Below are 13,905 nucleotides of genomic sequence, written 5' to 3'. Positions count from 1 at the left end.
GGTTGCGCCGGTTTTTTTTGCCTGCCGGTTTATGTGGATGGCTGCCGGCCTCATCGCGAGCAAGCTCGGCTCCCACAGGGGAACTGTGGTGTATGCAGCATTCATCGATACCGCCGAATCCTGCAGGAGCAAGCTCCCACAATGGATTTTGGATGTACGCAATATCTACGTTCACCACCAAACCCTGCAGGAGCAAGCTCCCACAATGGATTTTGGATGTACGCAATATCTACTTTCACCACCAAACCCTGTGGGAGCAAGCTCCCACAATGGATTTTGGGTGTACGCAATATCTACGTTCACCACCAAACCCTGTGGGAGCAAGCTCCCACAATGGATTTTGGATGTACGCAATATCTACGTTCACCACCAAACCCTGTGGGAGCAAGCTCCCACAATGGATTTTGGGTGTACGCAATATCTACGTTCACCACCAAACCCTGTGGGAGCCGAGCTTGCTCGCGATGGCGGCGGGTCTGCCTGCTGCGGTGAGCCCAGGAAAAAAAACGGCACCTTTCGGTGCCGTTCGTTTTCACATCCGGGGCTTTACTTGCGTGCCGCCTCCCATGATTTCAGCAGCTCGGTGTAGCTCACGGTTTCGCCTTTAGGCTTCTCGTTCGCCAGTTTCGGCTTCGGTGCGCCCGGTTGGTCGAACCAGTATTGCGCGTCGCGCTCAGGGTTCATCTTAGGTGCGCAGGTGGCTTGGGCCTTGGAGCGTTCCAGGCGGGTCATGATCGCATCCTGGTCCTTGGCCAACCCGTCGAGGGCCTGCTGCGGCGTTTTCTCGCCGCTGGCAGCTTCGGCGATGTGACTCCACCACAATTGCGCCAGGCGTGGGTAGTCCGGCACGTTGGTCCCGGTCGGGGTCCATTGCACGCGGGCCGGGCTGCGGTAGAACTCCACCAGGCCACCGAGTTTCGGTGCCAGATCGGTCAGCGCCTGGGAGTTGATGTCCGACTCACGAATCGGCGTCAGGCCAACGATAGTCTTCTTCAGCGACACGGTCTTGGACGTCACGAACTGCGCATAGAGCCAGGCCGCGAGTTTCTGCTTCTCAGGCGTAGACTTCATGAACGTCCAGGAACCCACGTCCTGATACCCCAGCTTCATGCCCTCTTCCCAATACGGACCGCGTGGCGAAGGTGCCATGCGCCATTTCGGCGTGCCGTCGGCGTTCATCACCGGCAGGCCCGGCTTGGTCATGTCGGCCGTGAAGGCGGTGTACCAGAATATCTGCTGGGCGATGTTGCCTTGGGACGGCACCGGGCCGGACTCGGAGAAGGTCATGCCTGCCGCTTCCGGTGGCGCGTACTTCTTCATCCAGTCCACGTACTTGGTGGTGGCGAACACGGCTGCGGGACCGTTGGTGTCGCCGCCACGGGTCACGCTGGAACCGACCGGATGGCAGTCTTCGACGCGAATGCCCCACTCGTCCACCGGCAAACCATTGGGCAGGCCCTTGTCGCCGCCGCCGGCCATGGAGAACCAGGCGTCGGTGAAGCGCCAGCCCAGGGACGGGTCTTTCTTGCCGTAGTCCATGTGCCCGTAGACGCGCTTGCCATCGATCTCCTTGACGTCTTCGGAGAAGAACTTGGCGATGTCTTCATAAGCCGACCAGTTCACCGGTACACCCAACTCGTAGCCGTATTTCTCTTTGAACTTGGCCTTCAGGTCCGCACGCTCGAACCAGTCGGCGCGGAACCAGTACAAGTTGGCGAATTGCTGGTCGGGCAGTTGATAGATTTTGCCGTCCGGCGCGGTGGTGAAGGAAATGCCGATGAAGTCCTTGATGTCCAGGGTTGGCGAGGTGTAGTCCTTGCCTTCATTGGCCATCAGGTCGGTGATCGATTCGGTCTTGCCGTAGCGGAAGTGCGTACCGATCAAGTCCGAGTCGTTGACCCAGCCGTCATAGATATTCTTGTCCGATTGCATCTGGGTCTGCAGCTTCTCCACCACGTCGCCTTCTTGGAGCAGGTCGTGGGTCAGCTGGATCCCTGTGATTTCGGTAAAGGCCTTGGCCAGTACCTTGGATTCATACTCGTGGGTGGCGATGGTTTCCGACACCACGTTGATTTTCATCCCGCGAAACGGCTGGGCGGCCTTGATGAACCACTTGAGTTCTTCGAGCTGCTGCTCGGCTGTCAGGGTCGACGGCTTGAATTCACTGCCGATCCATTTTTTAGCGGCGTCTTCATAGGCGTCGGCCCAGGCCGTAGCGCTCAGCCCGCTGAGTGCCAGCATGGCTGCCAATGAAACGCTATGTCGCAGCTTATTGTTTTTATCGAACATAGAGACCTCCTGTTTGGGTTTAAGAGCCTGATCGTCGAATTGTCGCGATTAGCCCCACCGCATCACTGCCAACAGCCACACCCAAGACAACGCGAACGCTATCCAGATGCTCCAGTCGGTGGCGCCGATCACCAGCAGGTGTAGGTAGGCGCTACCGAGAAGACCGATAAACAACCGATCGCCACGGGTGGTGGCAATCGGCAGGAAACCACGCCGAGGGATGCTCGGCGAACGCAGTTCCCACGTGGTCATGCCTGCCAGCAGCAAGGCGATGACTCCAAAAAAAGCCGCCGTCGGGCCGGTCCAGTTCATCCATTCCATCATCGACTCCTCAGACCCGGCCCAGGGCAAAGCCCTTGGCCACGTGATTGCGAACGAACCAGATCACCAGCATGCCCGGCAGGATGGTCAACACCCCCGCCGCCGCCAGCACTCCCCAGTCGATACCGGACGCCGACACCGTTCGGGTCATGACCGCCGCGATCGGCTTGGCATTCACCGAGGTAAGCGTGCGCGCCAGCAACAGTTCGACCCAGGAAAACATGAAGCAGAAAAATGCCGTGACACCGATGCCGGAGCCGATCAACGGAATGAAGATCTTGACGAAGAACTTGGGGAAACTGTAGCCGTCAATGTAAGCGGTCTCGTCAATTTCTTTCGGCACCCCGGACATGAACCCTTCGAGGATCCACACCGCCAACGGCACGTTGAACAGGCAATGGGCCAGGGCCACGGCGATATGGGTGTCGAACAACCCGATGGACGAATACAGCTGGAAGAACGGCAAAAGGAACACCGCCGGCGGGGCCATGCGGTTGGTCAGCAGCCAGAAGAACAGGTGCTTGTCCCCCAGGAACCGATAACGGGAAAACGCATAGGCGGCCGGCAACGCGACGCCCAGGGAAATCACCGTGTTCAGGCTCACGTAGTACAGCGAGTTCAAGTAACCGGTGTACCAGCTCGGGTCGGTGAAGATCACCTTGTAGTTGTGGAAGGTGAAATCCTGCGGCCACAGGGTCAGGCTGCCGAGGATCTCGGTGTTGCTCTTGAACGACATGTTCAGCAGCCAGTAGATGGGCACCAGCAGGAACAGGATGTAGATCAACAGCGGAATCAGCTTTTTCTTGCTCATTGTGCGGGCCTCAACGGTTGGCGTCGGAGTGCGTCATGGCGGTGTAGAACAGCCAGGACACCAACAGAATGATCAGGAAGTACACCAGGGAAAACGCCGCCGCCGGGCCCAGGTCGAATTGGCCGATGGCCATTTGCGTCAGGGTCTGGCTGAGGAACGTGGTGGCGTTGCCCGGCCCGCCGCCGGTGAGTACGAACGGCTCGGTGTAGATCATGAAGCTGTCCATGAAACGCAGCATCACGGCGATCAGCAGCACACTCTTCATCTTCGGCAGCTGGATGTGACGGAACACGGCCCAGTTCGACGCCCGGTCGATCCGCGCGGCCTGGTAGTACACGTCGGGAATCGCTCGCAACCCCGAATAGCACAGCAGCGCCACCAACGAAGTCCAGTGCCAGACATCCATCACCAGCACGGTGACCCAGGCGTCCATGGTGTTGGCCGCATAGTTGTAGTTGATGCCCAGGCCGTTGAGGGTCGAGCCCAGCAAGCCGATGTCGGCGCGACCGAAAATCTGCCAGATGGTGCCCACCACGTTCCACGGGATCAGCAGCGGAATCGCCAGGATGATCAGCACCAGGGACGACCATTTGCCCTTGGTCGGCATGGTCAGGGCGATGGCGATGCCGAGGGGAATTTCAATCAGCAGCACGCACGCCGAGTAGATGAACTGGCGCAGCAGCGAATCGTGCAGCCGCGGATCGAGCAGCACCTGCTTGTACCAGTCGGCGCCGACGAAGTAGCGGCTGGATTGGTCGAAGATGTCCTGCACCGAATAGTTGACCACGGTCATCATCGGAATCACGGCGCTGAAGGCCACCAGCAGGAACACCGGCAATACCAGCCACCAGGCCTTGTTGTTCTGCACCTTGTTCATGGCTGCACCTCGCTCAACGGTTCCAGCAGGTATTCATCGGCATAGACCATCAGCCATTGGGCCGGAAAACTGATGTACGCCGTGCCTTCCGGCACCGGCTTGTCTTCGGCCAGGCGGACCTTCAGCGGTGCGCCATCGAGGTTGAGGGTCAGGATCTTGTAGGTGCCCAGGTCTTCGAGGTGCACCACGTCAGCCTGCATCGCGTCGTCGTAAGGGCCGTCCCAGACATGCACGAACTCGGGACGGATACCGACCTTCAGGCTTTTGCCCTCGGCTTCGGCGACACGACGTTGCAAGGTTTCCGACAGCGGCAAGTGGGTCGAGGCGAAACCGACACCGCCGGGCTGCGCCGTGACCTCGATCAGGTTCATCCCCGGGCTGCCGATGAAGTAGCCGACAAAGGTGTGGCTCGGGCGCTCGAACAAGTCCCGGGGCGTACCGAACTGCACGATCTGGCCGCCGTACATCACCGCGATCTTGTCGGCGAAAGTCGAGGCTTCCAACTGGTCGTGGGTGACGTAGACCATGGTGATGTTGAACTGCTCGTGGATCTGCTTGAGCTTGCGCCGCAGTTTCCATTTCAGGTGCGGGTCGATCACCGTGAGCGGTTCGTCGAACAGGATCGCCGACACATCGTCGCGCACCAGCCCGCGCCCCATGGAGACTTTCTGCTTCTCATCGGCGGTGAGGTTGCGAGCCTTTTTGTCCAGCAGGTTCTGCAGGTCCAGGACCTCGGCGATTTCCTGCACCTTGGTGTGGATTCGCGCTTCGGCCATACCCTGGTTGCGCAGCGGGAACGCCAGGTTGTCGAACACCGTCATGGTGTCGTACACCACCGGGAACTGGAACACCTGGGCGATGTTGCGGTGTTCCGGGGTCAGGTCGTTGACGACTTTGCTGTCGAACATCACCTGCCCTTCGGAGGGGCTGAGCAAGCCGGAGATGATGTTGAGCAAGGTGGACTTGCCGCAGCCCGAAGGTCCGAGCAGCGCATAGGCGCCGCCCTGCTCCCAGATGTGGTTCATCTCGCGGATCGCGTAATCCTCGGGGCCCGCCGGGGTGCTGGTGTAGCTGTGGGCGAGGTTCTGCAAACGAATTTCGGCCATCAGGCAACCCTCGCGATACGCTGCCCTGGGGCTTGGACCAGCTTGCCCTGGGCGTCGAAAACAAACAGTTTATGGGTCGGAATGTAGATGCGAATCGGCGCGTCCACGTCGTACTCATGCACCCCTGGCAAGTGCAGCACCAGCAGGAAATGTTCGTTGCGCACGTGCAGGAACGTCTCCGAGCCGCTGATCTCGGCCACTTCGACGGTCACCGCCAGCTCGAGGTCGTCGTCGTTGCTCGGCACCAGGGAAATATGGCTGGGGCGCACGCCGAAACGGAACTCGCCCTCGCCCACCGGGCGCAGGTCGACGTTCAGCGGGAAGTGCACGAAATTGGCGAAGCTGACTTCGTTGCCGGCGATACGACCCGGCATGAGGTTGATCGGCGGTTCGGAAAACAACTCGGCGGCCAGCACGGTTTGTGGCTGGTGATAGACAGAAGACGACTTGCCACTTTGAATCACCCGGCCCTCATGCAGGATCGTGGTGGTGCCGCCCAGGGCCAGCGCTTCGTTAGGCTCGGTGGTGGCGTAGACGGCGATGGTGTGGCGGGCCTGGAACAGCTCGCGCATTTCCTGGCGCAGCTCTTCACGCAGCTTGTAGTCCAGGTTCACCAGTGGCTCGTCGAACAGGATCAGTTCGGCGTCCTTGACCAGTGCCCGGGCCATGGCCGTGCGCTGCTGCTGGCCGCCGGACAATTCCAGCGGATGGCGCTGCAGGAACTTCTCGATCCGCAGCATCCTGGCGGTTTCCAGCACCTTGTTCTGGATAACTTCGTCGGACACACCAGCCTGGCGCAACGGCGAGGCGATGTTTTCGAAAACGGTCATGGTCGGGTAGTTGATGAACTGCTGGTAAACCATCGACACGTTGCGCAGCCGCACCGGGCGGTGGGTGACGTCGACGCCGTTCATCAGGATGCGGCCGCTGTCGGGCTTGTCCAGACCGGCCATCAGGCGCATGAGGCTGGTCTTGCCGGACAGCGTGCGGCCCAGCAGGACGTTGAAGGATCCGGGTTCAAAACTCAGATTGGCATCGTCGATCCAGGTCTGGCCTTCGACGGTGCGACAGATGTGCTCAAGCTTTAATGACATGGCTCGGCCTTTTTATTATTTGGAGTCAAGCGACCCGAGCTTCAAAGCGAAAGCCGTGCCAAAAATCACAAGCCCTTGATCCTGCTTATTTTTGTAAAAAAATCCGAGAAAAACACGTTCGCAGATGAACACAAGTGAACAGCCACGACTGAACAACTGAACAATCTTCGGGTTGACAATGAACAATTTTGAACAACACTGAATGAACGTTTTCGGTTAGCCTGGCCATGCCCTTTGTGGGAGCGAGCTTGCTCGCGAAAGCGGTGTTTCAGTCACATCGATGCTGCTGATCCACCGCTTTCGCGAGCAAGCTCGCTCCCACAATGGTCTGTGTTATTACGTGCTATTCAGGCTTGCCCCTGCACAAGGAGTCTGTGCGAGACTGATCACAACAATAAAAACAGCACCTGCGAGAGTGCCCCATGGCCGCACCTGCTCCTGCCTTGTCCCACGAGGCCATCATCCAGGCCTCCTGGTCCCGTTGCCGCGCCTTTGGCCTGAACCACCAGAGCGTGCCGGCCTTCGATCAGTTGCCCGCCCAAGGCATCGCCCAGTTGCTGGAGAGCCAGCATTCGCTGGTGCAGACCACCCATCAGGAAGTCTTGCCGTATTACGAGAACATCCTGAGCAATTCCAACTGCCTGATCATGCTGGCCGACAACCAGGGCCAAGTGCTGACTTCCTGGGGCACCCAGCGCTTCATCGAGCCGAAACTGGCCCATGGCTTCAGCGCCGGAGCGAGCTGGATGGAGCGTTGCACCGGCACCAACGCCATCGGCACCGCGCTGGCCTGCGAACAGGCAGTGCACATCGAGCACGATGAACACTTCCTCAAGGCCAACCGCTTCATGACCGGCTCCGCCGCGCCGATCTTCGATGCCGAGCGCAAGGTCATCGCCGTGCTGGACGTCTCCAGCGACAGCTACCTGCCGCCGTCCCACACCCTGGGCATGGTCAAGATGATGAGCCAGACCGTGGAGAACCGGCTGATCCTCAACTTGTTTCGCGGTGAACACTTCCAGCTGACCTTCAACACCGGCTTGAACAACCTCGACAGCCAATGGGCCGGGCTGCTGATTTTCGATGAGAGCGGCCAAGTCCTGTCGGCCAACCGCCGGGCCGACAACCTGTTGGGCCTGAGCCTGTCACGGGTGAGCATTGAAAGCCTGTTCAAGGTTTCGCTGCTCGAACTGTTGAACCAACCCGACGGCCTGCCGTTCGCCTTGCAAGCGTCCGGCAGCAATCGGTTCCAGTGCTTGCTCAGGCGCCCGAGCCAAGTGTCGATCAGGGCCCGGGTGTTCACCGAGGCGACACCTGCGCCAGCCCCCGCCAGCAACGCCATCAGCCTCAATACCCTGCACTTCGGTGACAACCGTGTGGAAAAAGCCGTGCGCCAGGCCGAGCGCTTGCTGGAGAAGGACATTCCGCTGCTGATCCATGGCGAGACCGGCGTCGGCAAGGAAGTGTTCGTCAAAGCCCTGCACCAGGCCAGCTCGCGCTGCAAGCAGCCGTTCATTGCCGTGAACTGCGCGGCGATCCCCGCCGAGTTGGTGGAGTCGGAACTGTTCGGTTATGAAAAAGGCGCGTTCACCGGCGCCAACCAGAAAGGCAGCATCGGCCTGATCCGCAAGGCCGACCGCGGTACGCTGTTCCTCGACGAAATCGGCGACATGCCCCTGCCGACCCAGGCTCGACTGCTGCGGGTCTTGCAGGAGCGTTGCGTGCAACCGGTGGGCAGTGCCGAGCTGTTCCCGGTAGACATCCGTATCATCTCCGCCACCAACCGCTCGCTGCGCGAGCAGGTGCAGTTGGGGCGGTTTCGCGAAGACTTGTACTACCGCATTGGCGGCCTGACCCTGGAACTGCCGCCCCTGCGCGAACGCAGCGACAAGCAGGCGCTGTTCAAACGCCTCTGGGAACACCACCGCGAACCGACCCAATGGGCCGGCCTGAGCCGTGAGGTACTGGACTTGTTCGAACGCCATCCCTGGCCGGGCAACCTGCGACAGGTCAGCAGCGTGCTGCAAGTGGCCCTGGCGATGGCCGAGGAACAGCCGATCCGCCCGGAGCACCTGCCCGACGACTTTTTTGTCGACCTGGAAATGGAGCCGGTGGAAACACCGGAGCCGCTGACGGTGGACCTCAACGATACCGAAGACTTGAACCGCCAACTGCAGGCCGTGGGCGGAAATATTTCACATCTGGCGCGACGCTTGGGCGTCAGCCGCAACACCCTGTACAAACGCCTGCGACAACTTGAAAGCTGATACAAACCCTGTCCCACAAGGGATTTGTGGTGAATGCCAAAACTGTAGGAGCGAGCTTGCTCGCGATAGCGTCAGTTCAGCCAATGATGAAGTGACTGACACGACGCCATCGCGAGCAAGCTCGCTCCCACAGGAGGTTCGCTTCACTGACTGACACCGCTGCAAAGAGGTGCCAGTCAGTTGAAACACCGGGTCAGTCGAACGCGCCATTGAGCACTTCGTAGATGATGCCGCTGGCGATCGCCACCAGGATCAGGTCCGTGCCGACCTGCTGCCATTCATAACCGTCATAGTGCGGCAACCGCCCCAGCAGCCGGCCATCAAGTTTCTTGGCGATGCCGGGGGGCAACGGCTTGCCTCGGGCCAGGTTTTTCTGGATGCCCGGCGGCAGTGCCGGGCCGGGGCTCCAATAATCGCGATAGCCGCCAATCACACCCAGAATGCCGCCACGGTCAATGCTCGGGCCGTTGTGCCAATCGCCGCCGCCTTGGTTTCCCTTGCCGCCCTGGTTGCCCTTGTTGCCGGGATTGCCTTGACCACCCTTGTTGCCTTGCCCGCCTTTACCTCCCTGCCCATGGCCGGGGCCTTGATCGAATTGAGCATTCCCCTTGCCGTTGCCCGGGTCCGCGACAACAATGCCAGGGCCCACCGCCAGGGCGAAACAGGTCACTGCGGCAATCAACGAGCGCGATTTGAACATGGCAGTTCTCTCAAAAAAAGGGATGTCCCCTGTAAAGATATAGAGACTAACGATGATGTTAGTTCCATATCACGCTGCGCGCCGCTTGCCGACTGGGTTACACCTGAATACAGCGATCAAGGAGTTTCATGCGTAAGGATTACCTGGCTTTTTTCGTCTCGATGTTCCTCTCTCGGTTAGCCGACCAGATCTTGCTGTTCATCGTCCCGCTGATTGTTTTCCAGACCACCAACAGCGTCGCTTGGGCAGGCCTGGCCTTCTTCGTCGAGTCCTTGCCACGCTATCTGGCGTTCCCGATCTGCGGCGCGCTGTGCGACAAGTTTCCGCCAATTCGCATCCTGCACATCAGCCAGGTCTATCGCGCCGTGGCCTGCGGCCTGGCGGTGCTGCTGTATGGCATCTTCGGCGGCATCTATTGGATCGTGGCGCTCTCGGCACTCTGCGGCGTCTTGACCACCCAGGGCATCATGGCCCGCGAAGTGGTGATGCCGTACATCTTCAAGCACTACACCTACACCAAGACCCTGTCCTACTCGCAAATCGCCGACCAGACCGGCTTGGTACTGGGCCCGCTGATCGCTGCGCTGCTGCTTGAGGTGTGGGCATGGCACTGGGTGGTGCTGGCGATTGCCGGGCTGTTCCTGCTGGCGGACCTGGCCATGGGGTACTGGCAGCGCACCAGTTCGGTCACCCTGGAAACCTTCGAGCAACCTCACGACCTCTGGCTGAATCCGTTGCGCGTTGCCTTCGGCCACATTCGCAACCTGGCGGAACTGAAAAAAATCATCAGCCTGGCGGTCGGCGTCAACCTGATCATCGGCGTCACCCTCGCCACGTCGGCGGCCATGGTCATCGGCCACTACGGCGCTGGCAAGGATGATTACGCCGGGTTGCAGGCGGCCGGTGCGCTGGTCACCATCGTCATCCTGTTTATCCTGGCCCGGGTGAGCTTGCCCTTGAAACTGCTGGGTGCCCTCTCCTATACACTGATTACCGTCGGCGCCTTCGTCACCGCCCTCAGCCCGAACACAGGGGGCTACGTCGTCGGCTTCTTGCTGATCGTCGGTTTCGACAAAATGTTCAACGTCTACTTCCGCACCCTGCGCCAGCAAGTCATTCCACCCCAGGACTTCGGCAAGACCGTCGGCGTCATCACCCTGCTCAACAACCTGTCGCAACCGCTCGCGGGCCTGCTCGTCGCGGTGCTGGCCGCGCCTGCCGGTACGCAGGAGGTGATTCTGCTACTGGCGGTTGTCACCGCTCTGATCGGAGCCGCAGTGGTCCTGGTGAACAGGCATTCAACACACGGAGCAAGCGTCTACCGCACCGATACCGACTGACCCTGCCGGAGCGTCGGTTTGTATTATCAGTGACTTATTGTTGAGGCATGGTTGAAACGTTGCCAGCGTCGAGGTACGTCTGCCCTGCCATTCGTCACCTGTCAGATGTCGGGGCCAACAAGCGGCCCTGTCTGGCTCAGGGTTTGCACTGGCCTGTCTCAGCAGCCAAGAACGACGTAATTCTGACGCGGCGGCAAATTAATCAATGCTTGGTCAGCAAACGGAGATGTACCGTGTCAACTCTCAACGAAATCGCAGCGAACCACGCGAGAATGGCAAAGTTAAAGGAAGAAGAGTCGATGCGGCTGAGTGCGCTTCAGGGACAGGTGGTGGGGAGTTTTGAAATTCCACCCATCGAGGCGCCACAGGAGATGTCGCTGCATTTCATGACGGGGGGACAGGATCACTCGTTTGGAGAAGCGGCTGCGCTGAGTTTTTGACCAGAGTGTTGATGGGGCTCCGTCGCCCGCTTGTGCGCGGGCGACTCGGCTGTTCAGAACTGCCTGGCTAAAGCCGCCGCAAGTATGCCCGCCGCAATCGCCGGCAACGGTTTTTTCAGGATCAGCATGACGACTGCCGTGGTGAGCAACGCCAAGCGCGCGCCGTTATCCCCTTTAACGGCCAGCGGAGCCAGCACTGCTACCAACACCGAGCCCGACATGGCCGTGATGAACTGCTGCACCCGATAGTTGATCGGCACGAACGACATCACGAACACACCGCCCCACCGAGTTGCCAATGTCACGGCGGCCATTATCAATATGACCAGCAAGGTGCCATACCCCGCTGTTTCAATGTTCATTGTTTTTTCTCCATCCACAGTGCTCCCAGAATGCCTCCCGCCAAAGCCCCACCACGACATGACTGTTAGCCGGTAAATACCAATAGGCCAACAGCGATGAGCAGGCCGCCACGGTCCAGATGATGAGCATGCGCAGGTTCTTTTTCCCGCCCACGACCATCGCCAACAAGAAACAACCCATCACCATATCGAGCCCGAAACTGACCGGGTTCTCGATAGCGCTGCCAAAATGAAGCCCCAGCCAACTCCCCAGGATCCAAGTGACCCACAGTGCAATGCCGCCGCCAAATAAGATCCCCAGCCCCGGCTTGCCCTGACTGAACGCCTGCATCGCCATGGCCCAGTTGGCGTCCGAGACAACCAGCATCACACCGTAGCGTTTGGCAACGGGCAATTCCCGCAACCACGGGTAAAGCGTCGCGCCCATCAACAAGTGCCGGGCGTTGATGGCGAAGACGGTGATCATCAGCGGAACGACCGGCACTTGCTGCCCCCACAGATCCAACGCGGCAAATTGAGAAGCGCCGGCAAAAACCAGGGCACTCATGAGCACGGCTGACGTATCACTCAAGCCCGTTTGCGCAGCCGCCAGGCCGAAAGCAACGCCGAACACGATGACAAAAAGAGAGATGGGGATCAGTTGCTTGAAACCGTCGTAAATGTGCTTCAGCTTTAGCTCATGCAAATGGGGTTGATCGCTCGACAAAACATCGCCTCTTCTGGTTATCCACGGTGTAAAAGCTGGGAGTATGAAGCTGAATCTTCATGGCGAGAACTTCTCGGCGGACCTATCCCCATCAACCCGGCGAATCCTATCAGTCGTAAAGCCAGCGACGAGCGCGTACCGTGCCCCATTTCCCGACTCAAAACGGGCGTCATTCAAATTGCCACCACGTCATAGGTGAATACCATGAGCACCCTTGAAAAAGCGATATCGATTGCCGCGCTGGCCCATGAAGGGCAAGTGGATAAGGGGGGCGCGCCTTACGTTTTGCACCCTCTGAAGGTCATGCTGCGCCTGGCCCATGACGAAGAGCGTATCGTGGCGGTGCTGCACGACGTGGTCGAAGACACCGCGACAACCCTCGCCGACCTGCGCGATGAAGGCTTCAGCGAAGCAATCCTGGGCGCAATCGACGCGCTCACCAAACGCGAAGGCGAGACTTACCAGGCCTTTATCGAGCGGGCTGCTCGCGACCCGATCGCGCGCCAAGTGAAGCTGGCAGACCTTGCGGAAAACAGCGACTTATCCCGCATAAGCGAGCCAAGCCAGAAAGACCTGGATCGGATTGAAAAGTACCGCAAGGCGACTGACTACCTGACGGCCTTGCAAAGGTAGGTGCCATTGAAAAAATAGAGTGAAGCGCGTCACAGACCAAGCGACCGCTCAAGCTGCCAATGCGGAATGTTCCACATCAACGGTCATAAAGCGGCAAAATAAGTGCCCCGGACGACTCGCTCGAATCTTCGACAAAACCAAAGCAACCAATGCTCTAAACCAGAGCACAGGATTTCTTGGAAGAAAGACAACTATTTATGGAAAACAGGAGCCTTGAAAATGAGCACGACTGAACAAGTACAAAGCACTGGCAAGTACAGCGCCAAATGGCAGGAACGCTTCGACTTCTTTGACACCTACGGTGCGCCAAACGACCCGCGCTACAAGGAAGCCGTCAAGACGCTGCCTGGCGTCAAGAAAAAAATCCTCATCAACGCCAACGTGATTGCGTTTTTCTTCGGCCCTATCTACCTGTTCGTCCTGGGCCTCTGGAAGAAAAACCTGGCCCTGCTGGGTATTTTCCTGGCGATCAATATCGCATTGAGCGTGATTTTCGCACTCATCGGCATGGAGTTTCCCCGTCCTTTGAGTACGGGCCTGAGCATCGCCCTGTCGATGATGTACGCACTCATGGCCAACTACGCGTACTACCTCAAAGAAGTGAAAGGCGAGCAAGGCTGGAACCCGTTCAAAGGCATGCGTCTCTGATTGCAGGCTTGGGTAATCAACAGCCCGCACCTCGTCATGAGTGTGCGGGCTTGTTGTTTCTGAGTCGTGGGAATTTGGTTTTGAATAATAAAAAAGTATCGCGTCCATGGACTCATAGGTCGCGGGAGACTCGGCAGTACGATGATATTCGAAACTTCAGGGCGGTTTGCGCGCCGACACCGTCCCCAAATCCAACCAGGTGTTAAGTAAGCGATACATATCTGTCCGCATTTTAAACACTCGCACTCATACGCTCTTAAAACCTTTGCAAATAATGGCAACCTACAAAAGCCCGACTACCCTGAGCCTGA

Annotated in this window: 13 protein-coding genes and 1 pseudogene; 5 read left to right on the top strand and 9 right to left on the bottom strand. The window is 58.9% G+C overall.

Translation table 11 applies throughout. The features are described 5' to 3' along the window. Nucleotides 1-546: 546 nt before the first annotated feature. The 6 genes from IB266_RS08450 to IB266_RS08425 are packed head-to-tail and all read right to left on the bottom strand — an operon-like array spanning nucleotide 547 to nucleotide 6,498. Nucleotides 547-2,289, bottom strand: a complete 1,743-nt coding sequence (locus IB266_RS08450; protein ID WP_192260893.1) for an extracellular solute-binding protein — start codon at nucleotides 2,287-2,289, stop codon at nucleotides 547-549. Between the two features lie 48 nt (nucleotides 2,290-2,337). Next, the gene (locus IB266_RS08445; protein ID WP_053123382.1) at nucleotides 2,338-2,610 is read right to left on the bottom strand and encodes a DUF2160 domain-containing protein; all 273 of its coding nucleotides are present in this window, start codon (nucleotides 2,608-2,610) and stop codon (nucleotides 2,338-2,340) included. Nucleotides 2,611-2,620: 10 nt separating this feature from the next. Then, nucleotides 2,621-3,421 carry a carbohydrate ABC transporter permease gene (locus IB266_RS08440; RefSeq protein WP_060741473.1) on the bottom strand — a complete coding sequence of 267 codons (801 nt, stop codon included), beginning with the start codon at nucleotides 3,419-3,421 and terminating at the stop codon, nucleotides 2,621-2,623. A gap of 10 nt (nucleotides 3,422-3,431) precedes the next feature. Further along, a complete protein-coding gene (locus IB266_RS08435; protein ID WP_030142069.1) occupies nucleotides 3,432-4,298 on the bottom strand; it encodes a carbohydrate ABC transporter permease in 867 nt (288 codons plus the stop codon). Then, nucleotides 4,295-5,404 carry an ABC transporter ATP-binding protein gene (locus tag IB266_RS08430; protein WP_192260892.1) on the bottom strand — a complete coding sequence of 370 codons (1,110 nt, stop codon included), beginning with the start codon at nucleotides 5,402-5,404 and terminating at the stop codon, nucleotides 4,295-4,297. Before IB266_RS08430 ends, IB266_RS08435 begins: the two co-directional genes overlap by 4 nt. Further along, nucleotides 5,404-6,498: an ABC transporter ATP-binding protein gene (locus IB266_RS08425; RefSeq protein ID WP_192260891.1), complete on the bottom strand. Its 1,095-nt coding sequence runs from the start codon at nucleotides 6,496-6,498 to the stop codon at nucleotides 5,404-5,406. Before IB266_RS08425 ends, IB266_RS08430 begins: the two co-directional genes overlap by 1 nt. Nucleotides 6,499-6,920: 422 nt before the next feature. Between IB266_RS08425 and IB266_RS08420 the strand changes: the two genes are divergently transcribed. Beyond that, nucleotides 6,921-8,765: a sigma-54-dependent Fis family transcriptional regulator gene (locus IB266_RS08420; RefSeq protein ID WP_060741470.1), complete on the top strand. Its 1,845-nt coding sequence runs from the start codon at nucleotides 6,921-6,923 to the stop codon at nucleotides 8,763-8,765. Nucleotides 8,766-8,958: 193 nt separating this feature from the next. On the opposite strand, the gene IB266_RS08415 is transcribed toward IB266_RS08420, so the two are convergent. Beyond that, nucleotides 8,959-9,465 carry an anti-virulence regulator CigR family protein gene (locus IB266_RS08415; RefSeq protein ID WP_192260890.1) on the bottom strand — a complete coding sequence of 169 codons (507 nt, stop codon included), beginning with the start codon at nucleotides 9,463-9,465 and terminating at the stop codon, nucleotides 8,959-8,961. Between the two features lie 128 nt (nucleotides 9,466-9,593). Here IB266_RS08415 and IB266_RS08410 point away from each other — a divergent pair, with 128 nt between their 5' ends. Together IB266_RS08410 and IB266_RS08405 are read left to right on the top strand one after the other, a co-directional pair. Further along, nucleotides 9,594-10,805 (top strand): MFS transporter, encoded by a 1,212-nt coding sequence (locus IB266_RS08410; protein WP_192260889.1) that lies wholly within the window; start codon nucleotides 9,594-9,596, stop codon nucleotides 10,803-10,805. A gap of 233 nt (nucleotides 10,806-11,038) precedes the next feature. Further along, nucleotides 11,039-11,245 (top strand): hypothetical protein, encoded by a 207-nt coding sequence (locus IB266_RS08405; protein WP_192260888.1) that lies wholly within the window; start codon nucleotides 11,039-11,041, stop codon nucleotides 11,243-11,245. Nucleotides 11,246-11,298: 53 nt separating this feature from the next. Here IB266_RS08405 and IB266_RS08400 read toward each other — a convergent pair whose 3' ends face one another. Then, nucleotides 11,299-11,607: an AzlD family protein gene (locus IB266_RS08400; protein ID WP_192260887.1), complete on the bottom strand. Its 309-nt coding sequence runs from the start codon at nucleotides 11,605-11,607 to the stop codon at nucleotides 11,299-11,301. Beyond that, a pseudogene (locus IB266_RS08395) lies at nucleotides 11,604-12,313 on the bottom strand (AzlC family ABC transporter permease). Before IB266_RS08395 ends, IB266_RS08400 begins: the two are co-directional and overlap by 4 nt. 204 nt (nucleotides 12,314-12,517) lie before the next feature. On the opposite strand from IB266_RS08395, the gene IB266_RS08390 reads away from it, so the two are divergent. Then, nucleotides 12,518-12,946 carry an HD domain-containing protein gene (locus tag IB266_RS08390; RefSeq protein ID WP_192260886.1) on the top strand — a complete coding sequence of 143 codons (429 nt, stop codon included), beginning with the start codon at nucleotides 12,518-12,520 and terminating at the stop codon, nucleotides 12,944-12,946. Between the two features lie 219 nt (nucleotides 12,947-13,165). Continuing rightward, a complete protein-coding gene (locus IB266_RS08385; protein WP_060741463.1) occupies nucleotides 13,166-13,594 on the top strand; it encodes a DUF2628 domain-containing protein in 429 nt (142 codons plus the stop codon). Nucleotides 13,595-13,905 lie beyond the last annotated feature (311 nt).

This window comes from Pseudomonas sp. Pdm06 (genome assembly GCF_014851795.1).
GTDB lineage: Bacteria > Pseudomonadota > Gammaproteobacteria > Pseudomonadales > Pseudomonadaceae > Aquipseudomonas > Aquipseudomonas fluorescens_AA.
The sequence above is the reverse complement of the archived record's forward strand: the minus strand, read 5'-3'. Positions and strand labels throughout refer to the sequence as shown.

What these genes read in the sequence shown, in the direction of transcription:
- IB266_RS08450 (WP_192260893.1), bottom strand. Translation starts at nt 2,289, where the DNA reads ATGTTCGATAAAAACAATAAGCTGCGACATAGCGTTTCATTGGCAGCC.
- IB266_RS08445 (WP_053123382.1), bottom strand. Translation starts at nt 2,610, where the DNA reads ATGGAATGGATGAACTGGACCGGCCCGACGGCGGCTTTTTTTGGAGTC.
- IB266_RS08440 (WP_060741473.1), bottom strand. Translation starts at nt 3,421, where the DNA reads ATGAGCAAGAAAAAGCTGATTCCGCTGTTGATCTACATCCTGTTCCTG.
- IB266_RS08435 (WP_030142069.1), bottom strand. Translation starts at nt 4,298, where the DNA reads ATGAACAAGGTGCAGAACAACAAGGCCTGGTGGCTGGTATTGCCGGTG.
- IB266_RS08430 (WP_192260892.1), bottom strand. Translation starts at nt 5,404, where the DNA reads ATGGCCGAAATTCGTTTGCAGAACCTCGCCCACAGCTACACCAGCACC.
- IB266_RS08425 (WP_192260891.1), bottom strand. Translation starts at nt 6,498, where the DNA reads ATGTCATTAAAGCTTGAGCACATCTGTCGCACCGTCGAAGGCCAGACC.
- IB266_RS08420 (WP_060741470.1), top strand. Translation starts at nt 6,921, where the DNA reads ATGGCCGCACCTGCTCCTGCCTTGTCCCACGAGGCCATCATCCAGGCC.
- IB266_RS08415 (WP_192260890.1), bottom strand. Translation starts at nt 9,465, where the DNA reads ATGTTCAAATCGCGCTCGTTGATTGCCGCAGTGACCTGTTTCGCCCTG.
- IB266_RS08410 (WP_192260889.1), top strand. Translation starts at nt 9,594, where the DNA reads ATGCGTAAGGATTACCTGGCTTTTTTCGTCTCGATGTTCCTCTCTCGG.
- IB266_RS08400 (WP_192260887.1), bottom strand. Translation starts at nt 11,607, where the DNA reads ATGAACATTGAAACAGCGGGGTATGGCACCTTGCTGGTCATATTGATA.
- IB266_RS08390 (WP_192260886.1), top strand. Translation starts at nt 12,518, where the DNA reads ATGAGCACCCTTGAAAAAGCGATATCGATTGCCGCGCTGGCCCATGAA.
- IB266_RS08385 (WP_060741463.1), top strand. Translation starts at nt 13,166, where the DNA reads ATGAGCACGACTGAACAAGTACAAAGCACTGGCAAGTACAGCGCCAAA.